This is a genomic window from Mangrovibacterium sp. (assembly GCF_041596335.1).
In the GTDB taxonomy this organism is placed as follows: Bacteria; Bacteroidota; Bacteroidia; order Bacteroidales; family Prolixibacteraceae; genus Mangrovibacterium.
In genome coordinates, this window is the sequence record NZ_JBFHIT010000002.1 from 19,538 (window position 1) to 32,658 (window position 13,121).

General features: G+C 41.5%; 7 protein-coding genes. All 7 read left to right on the forward strand.

Going from position 1 to position 13,121, the window contains the following annotated elements:
* Positions 1 to 76: 76 nt before the first annotated feature.
* Positions 77 to 4,228, forward strand: a complete 4,152-nt coding sequence (locus ABZD21_RS01200) for a two-component regulator propeller domain-containing protein (RefSeq protein WP_372772243.1) — start codon at positions 77 to 79, stop codon at positions 4,226 to 4,228.
* Between the two features lie 220 nt (positions 4,229 to 4,448).
* Complete coding sequence (locus ABZD21_RS01205) at positions 4,449 to 4,892, forward strand: hypothetical protein (RefSeq protein ID WP_372772245.1); 444 nt, start codon at positions 4,449 to 4,451, stop codon at positions 4,890 to 4,892.
* 29 nt (positions 4,893 to 4,921) lie between these two features.
* On the forward strand, positions 4,922 to 6,802 hold the full coding sequence (locus tag ABZD21_RS01210; RefSeq protein WP_372772247.1) for a dienelactone hydrolase family protein: 1,881 nt from the start codon (positions 4,922 to 4,924) through the stop codon (positions 6,800 to 6,802).
* A gap of 22 nt (positions 6,803 to 6,824) precedes the next feature.
* The gene (locus ABZD21_RS01215; RefSeq protein ID WP_372772249.1) at positions 6,825 to 9,008 is read left to right on the forward strand and encodes a glycosyl hydrolase 115 family protein; all 2,184 of its coding nucleotides are present in this window, start codon (positions 6,825 to 6,827) and stop codon (positions 9,006 to 9,008) included.
* Positions 9,009 to 9,023: 15 nt separating this feature from the next.
* Entirely contained in the window at positions 9,024 to 10,472 is a 1,449-nt protein-coding gene (locus ABZD21_RS01220; RefSeq protein ID WP_372772250.1) for a glycoside hydrolase family 28 protein, read from the forward strand.
* A 126-nt stretch (positions 10,473 to 10,598) separates the two neighbouring features.
* On the forward strand, positions 10,599 to 12,647 hold the full coding sequence (locus ABZD21_RS01225; protein ID WP_372772251.1) for a right-handed parallel beta-helix repeat-containing protein: 2,049 nt from the start codon (positions 10,599 to 10,601) through the stop codon (positions 12,645 to 12,647).
* Positions 12,648 to 12,671: 24 nt separating this feature from the next.
* A complete protein-coding gene (locus ABZD21_RS01230) occupies positions 12,672 to 12,860 on the forward strand; it encodes a hypothetical protein (RefSeq protein ID WP_372772253.1) in 189 nt (62 codons plus the stop codon).
* Positions 12,861 to 13,121 lie beyond the last annotated feature (261 nt).

Here is a 13,121-nt window from a genome sequence, read left to right on the forward strand (position 1 = left end):
GCATGAAAACGACCGTTTAGAGAAAAGTGATAAACAGATTTTAAGTACCTTCAACATTATAATCAAACCACTAATTTTGAAGAATACGATTACTCGATTAGCCTTTTGGGCCGTGTTTGTTTTGTTATGGCAAATCTCGTTTTCTGAAACATTGAAGTTCGAGCATTTTTCGAACAAAGACGGTTTTAATCAGAATACGATCAACGCTATTGTAGACGATAAATATGGATTTTTATGGTTTGGCACACCTAACGGTTTGATTCAATATGACGGGTATGATTTTATTAATTTCAATCACGATCCGCTAAATGAAAATAGTATTTCCAACAATTATGTGCAGAGCCTCTTCACTGATTCGGATGGAAATCTATGGATTGGAACCTGGGCTGGAATTAATGTCTATATTCCGCGTATAGAGCGAATCATTAGGGTGCCGGCTTATCCCAATCTGGTGGTTAACCAAATAACTGCCGATTCCGATGGCCTCGTCTGGATTTCGGGAACAAATGCGCTTTTTACTTGTCGTCTGAATAATGTCGACAACACGATTTCTTTTGACGTTTCTGATAACTTATTCAAAGCTGAACCGAGTATTTTACCAAATTCTGAAATCTGTTTCATTGATCGAAATCGAATTCTTTCCTTTAACGAACGTGGATTGTTTACCGTTAAATTTGAAACAGATGCTTCAACCGGAAATGTTAGCTTAACCTCCGTTCACAATTATTCGGAACTTGCTAATTTGGAAATAAAGGCGATTCATAAAGCCGACAATCTATTTTGGATTGGAACAAATAGCGGTCTGTATAAAATCATTATAGACGGAGAACGGCTTCGAATTATGGAGAAATTTGAGCTGACCACCTGGGATAATCGAGTTATATCGGATTTGGACGTACTTTCTATTTTCGAAGACCAAGAAGGGAATGTTTGGATCGGTTCTATCGACGAGGGGATTTTCAAATATAACTACCAAACAGATAGTTTCGAGAACTATGGTTACAATCCGAAGGATGAAACCGGAATTAGTAACCCGCGCATCAACTGTTTTTTTCAGGACCGTTTTGGCGTTTTATGGATAGGTACAGCGCAAGGAGGCATAAATAAACTGGATGTCAGACAAAAGCAGTTTATAAGTTACTTCAATAACCCATACCATGCCGCTTCAATCTCGGGTAACCTAATCAACAGCATTTTAGAAGATAGCAAAGGATATCTATGGGTTGCAAATTACAAAGAACCGATTTGTAGAAGTATTGCACCGGTAGACGTGAATAATATCGGACAACTAAATTTCGAGTGTGCTGAAGGCCAGTGCAATAAAGAACGAAATAACGTTGTTAGTGTAATTTACGAAGACCGTAAAGGATTTATTTGGTTTGGCGGGAACAAGTCGGTTTACGTTTTTAATCCGGGTACAAAACAATGTAAAAAGGTTGAATTTGAAGAGGATGGAGTGAATTTTTCGTTGACTTCCTGTCGGGTTATTAATCAAATTAACTCAAACACCGTTTTGTTGGGTGGGAACAGCGTGTTGCTCGTTAAAAACCCTTGGGATCAATTTCAGAAGTCGAACAATCCGATATTTAACATCAGCGATGTTTTTGGAGAGCTGGGACTGATTCAGGCTTTTGTAAAAGACCGATTCAACAGGCTGTGGTTTGGTTCTAACAACGGTTTATTTTTATGCGACATTAACGATGATAAAATCACTGCCAATAAAGGGTATTCATCTGATGAAGGTTCTGATATTAAGCTGAGCCACAATAATATTTTTTCACTTTATGAAGATCGTAAAGGCCAAATTTGGGTCGGTACCTTTGGTGGAGGATTAAACAAAATAACCCTGGATAATGAGGGCTTACCACTGCATGTTGAGCATTTCAGAAAAAATGGAATTTTACCCGACGATGCGGTGTATGGAATTTTGCAGGAAGATGACCAACATCTTTGGTTGAGTACAGACATGGGCTTGTGCCGGATGAATATCGTTGAAAATAAAATCGACTTGTTTGACGTACGAGATGGTCTGATTAATAACAACTTCAGGCAGGGCGCTTACCACAAGGGCAAATCAGGATACTTCTATTTTGGTGGCTTAAACGGACTGACCATATTTAAGCCCGAAAACATAAAATTAAACGATGTGTTGCCCAATTCGCTGATTTCGGGGGTTGATATTAACCATAGTTCAATAAAAATCGGTGACGAAGTAAACGGCAAAATCATATTAAATAAATCGGTTTTCGAGACCAATGAAATTACAATAAAGCATCAGGCTAAAATTGTTAGCTTCCATATTGCGACTCAGCACAATGCAGCTCCCCGAAAGAACAAAATAGCCTACATGCTCGAAGGTTTTAATAACGACTGGATGGAAAGCCGCGACGGAAAAACAACCATTACCTATACCAACCTGCCCGCCGGTGAGTATATCTTGCGTATAAAAAGTGCAAATGGCGATGGTCTGTGGAATACTGAAAGCCGTGACCTGAAAATTACTGTTCTGCCTCCATGGTATCAAACGATCTGGGCTATTATGGCATTTATTTTTGTGTTTATTGCCCTTATTATTGGCGTGGTGGTTTATTTTATAAATCACGAAAAATTGAAACAGCGACTAAATTATGAGCAAATCGACAAACGTCGCATTGATAGCATCAACCAGGCAAAACTTCGGTTTTTCACCGATATATCTCACGAATTCAGAACACCTTTAACACTAATCTCGGGCCCGCTCGAACACCTTATACAGCGTAATACCGACAAGGAAAATGTCCGCGATTTAACCTTGATTCAAAACAATGCCAAGCGGCTTTTAAGGCTTGTCGACCAGCTGGTAACCTTTCGGAAAGCTGAGCAGGGATATTTAACGCTCAATCAAACTAACGTTACGCTAAGTGATTTTATTTACCCCACAACCGAGGCTTTCGAAGATTATGCGATTCAAAAAAATATCAACTTCTTTTATAAAATAAACTCTCCGAATGAAGAGGTGGTAATTGATGTTGAAAAAACCGAGCGGATTATTTTTAACCTGCTTTCCAATTCATTCAGGCATACCCCGGCACATGGCAACATCAGCATCGAAACCGATGTCGTATTGCCGGCCGGACAAAAGATGATAAGCATTAAAGTTATTGATACCGGCAGAGGTATTCCAAAAGATAAACAAGAACGAATATTTGACCGTTTCTACCAGCTCGAAAGACGAAATGAAAATGTGGGAGGTACAGGAATTGGTCTTGCGTTTTGCAAGTCGCTTATCGATTTAATGGGGGGGACAATTACTGTTGAAAGTGAGCCTGATAACCGAACTTGTTTTACGATCCTAATTCCATCGAAAGCAATTGAAGATAAGAATGCAAAAATGACATTAGGCGCTCAATCATTTATCAAAGACTGGATTCCGACCCAAAGCAATGGCGCCGAACTCACAATTGCTGCATCGAACGATGAAACAAAGGAATCAACGGTCGTTATTGTGGACGATGAAGTTGATGTTCGTGATTTTTTATTGAATTTATTTAGCGAAAAGTATTCCGTAATTCTGGCCGAAAATGGGGTGGATGGGTTGAATAAAATAAGGCAATACAACCCCGATTTAATAGTAAGCGACGTGATGATGCCCGAAATGAATGGCTTTGTACTTTGCGAAACAATAAAATCAGACCCTGAATTGTGCCATATGCCGGTAGTTTTGCTGACGGCATTGGATGACACGGAAAACCAGATAAAAGGTCTTGAATTTAGGGCCGACGATTATATTGGCAAACCGTTTTCACCAAGACATCTCGCAATCCGGGTTGAACAACTGATTGAGAACAAGAAGCGTTTAAAGGAATATTTTTCAAAAAACAGTGATATTCCTGACAAAACCATACAGATTTCTACCCGCGATAAGGATTTCTTGAACCAGGTGGTTTCTGCCATCGAAAATAACCTTTCCGACTCAAGCTTTGGAGTGGAAGAGTTGGCCAATGAAATCGGATTGAGTCCATCGCAGTTTTATCGTCGGTTAAAACAATTAACCGGTCAAATACCAAATGTGTATTTGCGTAACTATCGGTTACAAAGGGCTGCCGAACTCCTGAAAAGTAACGAAGGCCTTAACGTAGCCGAAGTCATGTATCAAATTGGCATCGAATCGAATTCATATTTCTCAACATCGTTTAAAAAGCTACATGGTGCTTCTCCTTCTGAATTTATAAAGCGGCACATTTCGTAGGAAAAAAAATGTTAGGCGTTAAGTGTCTGACTCTTGGTTTTTTTCTTGCACACTATTTCAGCAAATAATTGCCCGAATTGAGAAAGCTGTTTGCCCATATTTTGGCGTTTTTTGTAGTGGTTATAATTTATAGAAAGTAATTCTTACTTCAGGGCAAAACGAATAAGGTCGTATATAGAGCTCTGGGGTAGCTTTTCAACGAAGACAAACTAGACCACTTATGAAATTCATTTTCTCATTCTTAGTATTTTCCGGATTCTTGTTTTTTCTATCGTGTGAAAACGATAACGCTGAAAAGCAACTCTTACAAACCATTGAAGACTACGAAAATGCTTGGGCTGCCGGCGATTTTTTAACCGTAGAATCGTTTTTTGCCGATAGTGCCAAGCGGCTTCATACCGAACCTTATGTTTGGGACAGAAAAGAGATTAAGCGATATTTTGAAGAACGCGCAGCACAAAAACAACCCAATACAACTCCGCCTAAAAAAAATGACTGGAAAAAAGACCGCGAATACCTCGAAATTCGTGTGGAATGCAACATTGCCTACGATGTATTTACCACCGAAAAATTTAAGGCATTGCATATTTGGGAAAAGCAGAACGACGGTTCCTGGAAGATTATTTACGACATGGGAATGTTGAATTATCCCTGCGAAAATTAAATTGATATAAACTTCTCCAACTAAACCGAATGACAAAATTATCTCAACTTGTTCTGTTTATATTATTCGTAGCATGGATTTCATGCCAAGCAAAAAACGAGGAGACTTTTGCTCCTATAACAAATGGGGTAGTGCCTCAAACTGTCGATGAACTATGGGCTGACTTCGACCCAAGAGCAGAGTCACTCGATACTGAAATCCTTTTTGAATGGGAAGAAGATGGAGTGATATTGCAAGTATTACGTTATCGGATTGGCCTATTTAAAGGGCAGAAAGCCAAAATTGCCGCCATTTACGGATATCCCAAAGGAGCTGTTAATCTTCCAGGCTTGTTGCAAATTCATGGAGGAGGACAATACGCCGATTATAGGCCGGTGCTTACAAATGCGAAAAGGGGGTATGCAACCTTGTCGATTTCGTGGGCAGGGCGGATAAACGCCCCCGATTACAAGGTTACACCCGATGAAGTGAAATTGTTTTGGGAAAACGATACAGCCAATGCCAATTATAAATTAACAACCGATTGGGGCGCACTTGACGCTTACCATGCGCCTTGCCGAAATGCAGCGAATAATTTTGCTTCCGTTGAAGCTAACTCATGGACACTCGACTCCATTGAGTCACCACGAAATAACAGTTGGTTTCTGGCTTCTGTTGCAGCTCGGCGAGGTTTAACTTTTTTAGAGCAACAGCCACAAGTTAACCCCGATAAATTGGGTGTATACGGGCATTCCATGGGAGGAAAACTTACTGTGTTGACAGCTATTGATCCAAGAGTGAAAGCTGCGGCTCCATCGTGCGGAGGAATTAGCAATAACGATAATGAAAATGCTCTTTACCAAAAAACCATCGCCGATAATGTTTATTTGCAAAAGATAAATTGCCCTATCATTTTCTTGAGCCCAACCAATGATTTTCACGGGCATTTGCAAGATGTTCCCAAAGCCATCGACTTGATTAAAACCAACGATTGGCGTGTGGTTAGTTCTCCGCACCAAAGTCATCAGGATCATGGAAATTTTGAGGTAACCGGCCTGCTTTGGTTCGACCAGTATTTGAAAGGTGAATTCACATACCCGGAAACACCAAAGACAGAAATGGCACTAAAAACTCAAAGTGGTATCCCTTCGTTTTCAGTTATTCCGGATTCATCAAAAGAAATTTTGGAGGTGGAAATCTATTATACGCAACAGGCTGACTTTGTAGATGATGTTCCGGAAAGGGAACACCGGAAAAGTCGCTTCTGGCACTATTCAAAACCAACAAGAAATGATAAAGTTTGGACGGCAGAACTGCCCCTGATCGATAAGGAAAGCACACTATGGGCTTATGCTAATGTGCGTTACAAGTTAGATGTTCCGGTTACCGGGGCAGGCTACTATTACAGGATTTATACCGTAGATAATTTCAATCTATCAACTCCAATCGAAATTGCAACTTCTGAGCAATTACAGGCAGCTGGGACTATTGTAACTGAAAAGCCATCGCTATTAATCGAGGGTTTTGAAGCCAACTGGCAAAAAGACTGGTTCGCCTACAAACCCGAAAAATGGGAGCTGGCAACGCATAAAATATATTCCAGGAAATGGAAAGCTCCGGAAAACGCCATGCTGGAATTTAGTATTCGATCGGTTAACCCAAACGCGTTGGTCGTTAGCTCTAATTCTTACGCAACAGAAATTCAACTAAAAGGAGGGAATGAATGGCAAAAAATCACGGTACCTGCAAAGAGTCTTAAAAATGCACTCGGCGAGGCTTTAACAGATTGGTCTCTTGCTACTGAACTAAAATTTAGTGCCAACGAAAGTTTCAGGGAAAAGGCCGATGGACAGAACCAGGATATGGAATTGGGTACCGAATGGAAAGGTGAGAAACCTGAGTTCAGAAACTTGAGATGGATAAAAAAATAACCTATAAAAACAATCGAATAAAATGAGACATTTATTTTTTGTATTGGTACTGCTTATTGTTGGTGCAGTTGTCAATGGGCAGACGATTAAAATAGACGGTGATACTCCCTGGGTAATCAGCGAGGCAGACTATGAAAACATACCCATTCAAAAAGCAATACGCGATGCCGAGCGCGATTGGTACAAAGTCTTTGGTTATCCACCTGTGATATTCAAAAACAAACCCGCTTCCAGTTGGGATGGACCTGTGGTCGTGTTGGGATCAGCCCAAAACACCAAAGAGTTGCTTGAGAGTCAAGTGCCCGGCGGGAACGAACAATATCATATTTCGGTCGATAAAGTAGCAGGGGGAAATAAAGCCGTACTAGCCGTAGGTTCAGACACAAGGGGAACTATTTATGCCATTTATACTTTTTGTGAAGAGGTGCTTGGAATTGACCCCATGTATATTTTCACTGACCACAAACCGACAAAGCAAACTGAAATTGTTTTGAATGCAGACTTTGACATCCGTTCTAAAAAACCAACGTTCGAATATCGGGGATGGTTTATAAACGATGAGGAGCTGCACGATGGAATGCACCGCGACCCGCTGGGAGGCAATGTTATTTCAATGGAGTGGATGGACAAAATCCTCGAAACGTTGTTGCGTTGTAAGTGTAATATGATTGCGCCGGAATCGGCTCCATACTCCGATGCAACGGTTTACGAACTCTGCAAACGCCGCGATGTAGTAATTACCTTTCACCATATCCTTCCCGTTGGTCTGAACATGATGGACTGGCCCCAAGGAGTACCATTTTCGTACATCACACACAAAGATATTTTGGAAGATGCCTGGCGTAAATCAGCGAAAGTTTTGGCAGACAAGAAGGTGGCCTGGACAATTGGTTTTCGGGGTGAATCCGATGGAGCATTTTGGAATAGCGACCCGGCCGCGCCAACCGATGATCAGGGGCGAGCCAACGTAATTTCAGAGGCCATGCACAAACAAGTGGAAATCATTCGCGAAGTGGACCCCGATGCAACGATAATAGCCGCTCTTTGGAATGAACTGGGTGAGTTTTACAACAAAGGAATTCTAAAAGTTCCTGCCGGCGTTTGTAAAATGTTTGTCGACGACGGTCGTGGTTTTATGCGCGATAAAGGCGATGGCTCGGACCTTGACCCGGGCGATGGACTTTATTACCATGTAATGATGCAGATGCTAACACAAAACCGCACCACCGAAGCGGTTCCTCCTGCACGCATTTACAGCGAACTAAAAAGATACGTTGACAGAGGAGCAACAAAATATGCCATAATAAATGTAAGTGGAATTCGCCCGGCAGCTATGTCGGTTGAAGCGATAAGCGATTTCATGTGGGATGCTGAATCGGTTTTAAACAAAGCACCTGAAGAAGCAATGGAAGAATATCTCCTTGATTGGTATGCCAAAGAATTTTCGCCCGAGCTGGCACAAACGCTAACAGACTTGCGCCTGAAATATTACGATATTCCGTACATGCGCGACAAAATGCCCGTGCAAGGTCGCTGGCGTGGTGCACGAGCGGAGCATTTGTTACTGTTTCTTACTCAGAGTCTGCTACAAAATATTACGCTTGCCTTGGACGAGGGTAAGAGTCTCGATGATGTGAAGGAGCAATTAGAGGCAGGAAGACGATACATTAGTTTAGACATGGCACGCGAGCCTCTTGCCGGAAACGCAGAATTTTTCCCCGAACTTTGGGACGAAACATTAGCCTGTGCAAAAGAAATTCCTCAGGAACGTCAGGACTACTACCAATTCCATTTTACCTATCAGGTAGCAGTTCATATGTATTCCAGTAAAATGCTGACCATTGTGTGCGATGCTTACGAAGCTTTTGAGAAAAACAATGATGCCCGGGCCTTTGCTCTGCAGATGGAAGAAGCGCTGGGATTAATGGAACGAATTATAGCAGAGGCTCATAGGGCTGAATATGGTATTTGGGATACGATGTTTATGCATGTTCGTTTAATGGATTTGTTTAAAACACGTTTGATGCTGAAAGCTACCATCGCAAAAATTAACAACCAACCTTTTACCAACGAAAGTAGAGGATATTGGGGTGGTTCATTCTGGGGTGCAGCTCAAGAGTACATGCAGCATGGCGATGGAACATTCCCGTATTTTTATAAAAACTCCGGATCTGGGTTGAATGTATTAGAAGAAAAGAATCAATAGAAACACGCATAAATCATGAAGAACCTAACATTAACACTTTTTCTGCTTGTTTTTGCAACAGTTGCAAACAGCCAACAAAACACAAGTGTATTCAATATAAAGAATTTTGGGGCGAAAGGGGATAGTATCACTAATGATACCAAAGCCATACAGACAGCCATTGATGCCTGTACCGAAGCCGGAGGTGGAAAGGTGTGGGTTCCGGCCGGAGATTATGTTATTGCACCTATTCACCTTAAAAGTAATGTTACCTTTTCCCTGGATTATGGCGCAAGTTTGCTGGGAAGCCAGAACATAGACGACTATAAAACGGATAACATGATTCCATCACGTGAAGGAAACAGCGAATGCCTTATTTATGCGGGTAATGCTTCTAATATTACTTTGGAAGGTTTGGGAACGATTGATGGACGCGGAACACCTGAGGCATTTCCCCGATTTGCAGGTCCGGGAGGCAAAGACAACCGTCCTCGTCTGGTACGGATTGAAAACTGTAAAAATGTAACCTTTTCGGGATTAACCTACCGTCGGCCGGCATTTTGGGGAATACATCTTGTTGATTGCAAAAAACTTCATATAAACGGGGTGAAAATTGACTTTAGAAACAACGGTGCTAACAATGATGGTTTAGACATAGATGGCTGCGAAGATGTGTTGGTTGAAAACTGCGACATCAATTCAGGTGACGATGCTATTTGTTTGAAGAGCTCGCTAAATCCGTGCAAGGATTTTATTGTGCGAAACTGCATTGTATCAAGTCACACAGCGCCCTTAAAATTTGGCACATCATCAAGTGGTGGTTTCATCAATATTAAAGTAGAGAACTGCTATTTTTACGATTGCCCAATGGGGGCTATAAAACTCCAAATAGTTGATGGTGGCACAATGGAAAACATTGACATCAGTCGTATTAAAGTTGTAAATGGAGGTTCCCCTATTTTTATCCGCCTGGGAAACCGAGGTAGGATTTATACTGCTAACACCTATACCGGCACAGATAATATTAATGGTGTGAAACCGGAAGGTGCACCGGTTGGCTCGGTAAAAAACATCCGTATCAGCGATGTTGTTGCCGAGGTAAACTTTCCTGATCGGGAACAAGATAAAAAAGCGAGTTATAAAAATGCCGATTACAAGACCGAAGAATTGACTGAGCGCGAAAAAGCGCAAGCCGGACCCATAATGATAGCCGGAATCCCGGGGCATTACATCGAAAATGTAACGCTCGAAAACATTAGCATTTCATATCCCGGCGAAGGAACAAAAGCAGAAGCTAACGCAGTTGTTGCCGAAGACATAAATCGTTATCCCGAGCAGTATTTCTTTGGAGTTTTACCGGCTTGGGGGGCCTACATCAGGCATGCAAAAAACATTCAGTTTAAAAATGTAAAAATGACTTCCCGCAAACCCGATGCCCGCGAAATGATTGTGCTGGTAAATGTCGATGGCTTTGTGAATGAATAAAAGCCCCTCCCAGCCTCCCCAAAGGGAGAAGTAGGAAATAGATATGTAAAAAATTAGATACAAGAAATTGAAAACCACTCCAGTTCTCCCCCTTCGGGGGAGTTAGAGGGGGCTTAATTACAAAATATGAAACCAATAAAAACCTTAAGCTTATTACTGGTGGCACTTTTGGGGGTAAGCCAGTTAATTGCCCAAACCAACGAAGCCAAACATGTCGATTATTCCGTAAGAACTCCAATTCCACGACGGAATTTAAAACTCGATCCTTCAGGTATTATTTATTACGTTGCAAAAAATGGGAACGACCAAAATCCTGGCTCAAAAGAACAACCTTTTCTAACCATTCAAAAGTACGCCGAAATTGCCCAACCCGGCGATGTGGTTTTGGTGCGCGAAGGAACATATCGCGAAACCATTCAGCCTAAAAACGGTGGACGAACAGGTGACCCAATTCGATATGCTGTGTATCCGGGCGAGAAAGTAACCATTAGTGGCACTGAAATAATTGATGTGGAATGGAAAAAGTTCAAAGGTCCCATTTACCAGGCGAGAGTTGATTTAGAAAATGTGGAGCAACTTTTTGTTGATGGCGAAATGATGATTGAAGCACGCTGGCCCAACATGACTTTTGAGCAGATTTGGGAACGCGACTCGTGGGCAAAATCGGATAAAGGAAGTGCATACGAAAGTATGGTTGACCCGGAATTGGCCAAAACCAATATTGATTGGACAGGTGCCATTGCAACTTTGAATGTAGCCCACCAGTTTCATACCTGGACACGCAAAGTAAGCAAACACGTAAAAGGTGGCGATACCTTTGAGTATGTGGGCAACATGGGAAAACTTTCAGGTACAATCGGTATTCCATGGCATTGGGAAAACGATTATTATTACCTTTCAGGAAAACTGGAAGCGCTCGACATCGCAACCGAATGGTTTTACGATGCTGAAAATAAAATGCTTTATTTGTGGACTCCCGATGGCAAAAGTCCGGAGAAACATACGGTTGAGGTAAAAGCTCGCGAAAATGGATTTGTGGTGGAAAACTTAAACGAAATTCATCTCATTGGTTTTAACTTTTTAGCCTGTACTTTTCAGTTTAAAAATACAGTACACAGCGTGGTTGACGATTGCCATTTGCTTTTTCCAACCTACCGAAGAGAATTGGGTGACGAAGGAACCGGCGATCCAATTACCGGTATGACCGGCTCGCATAACCTGATTCAAAATACAACACTGGGATATACTCCTTTAAGTGGACTGGCCATGGAAGGCGGCTACAACACTTTAAGAAATAACCTAATCCACGATGTTTGCTGGAATGGCTCACTGCGTTACCCGGCCATAAAAATGTCGGCAGGCGATACACCCAACAACCAGTGGAATCCGACAGTTGTATGCGGAAATACTGTTTATAATGCGGGAAGTGCAGGCATTGGTTTTCGCCACCAATGTTACATTGTTGAATACAACTATGTGCACCACTGCGGAATGATGAGCCACGATGTGGCCGCCATTTATACCAGTGGTTCCAGCATTGCCGGAAGTACTGTTCGGTACAACTGGGTGCACAACTGCCATCCCGAAATTGAAAATGGGCAAAACATTGGGCTTGGAATCCGTGCCGACGACCAGTGCCGCAACATGACCGTTCACCACAATGTAGTATGGGATGTGGGTCTCGATGCAATTGTTATGAAAGGAGAATACCATAAAGTTTACAACAATACCACTTTTCATACCCAGCCTGAATTTGAGTTTGCCAATTCCATACGAATGGATACTGAACCAGAACCTTACAAAGCATGGCGAATGGATTCACCTTTATTTAACGAGCAGAATGCTCATTCACTAGTATTTAACAATGTAACAGGCTTAATTCGTGCCGAGCATAAAAAATCAACGCCTTTGGTAAATGCAAGCAATGTTGTGCATAATCAGTTAAATTATAGTCCTGACTTAAAGGATATTAAAAACTTCGATTTTCGCCCGGTCGATAATTCAACTCTTATTGATGGCGGTATAGCAATGCCAGGTTTAACCGATCATTTTGAAGGCGATGCTCCTGATATTGGCGCCTATGAACATGGAGGAGTAAATTGGGTGCCGGGTTATCAGCCGCAAAAGGCCCTGTTTTATCTTAATCGTAAAGCCTATGATAAGTTAACCGACTGACTTTAAATAATTTCAAATATTGTTATGTGGATTATTAGTGTTTTAATAATTGTATTGCAGTTTGTTGTAAATACCGTTGAGGTTCCTCAAAGTTTTACCAAGCAGCCCAACGTAATTTTCGTTTTTGCCGACGACCAGTGTTCCAATTCACTAAGTATGAAAGGCGACGCGGTTATTCAAACTCTAACTATTGATAAGCTGGTTTTAATTTGAAGGAAGATCCAAGGGAATAAAATAATTTAGCGCGAAATTCAAAATAACAAACCATTCATGAACGTTACCGCGAAAGATGTGCCGAGTTGCGCGTTGGTTTGGAGAAGTGAGGAATGCAAAATAAGGTGCTGAAGTAAAGTTTTCACTTTTTTCTGTTCTTTTCGTTTTTAGGTATGATTAAAGCAAAAAGTTGACAGATTAGAGAATTAAACCCTGTTGTTTTTCATCAATATTTGTTGGGTAAAACCAATAAACCTAATT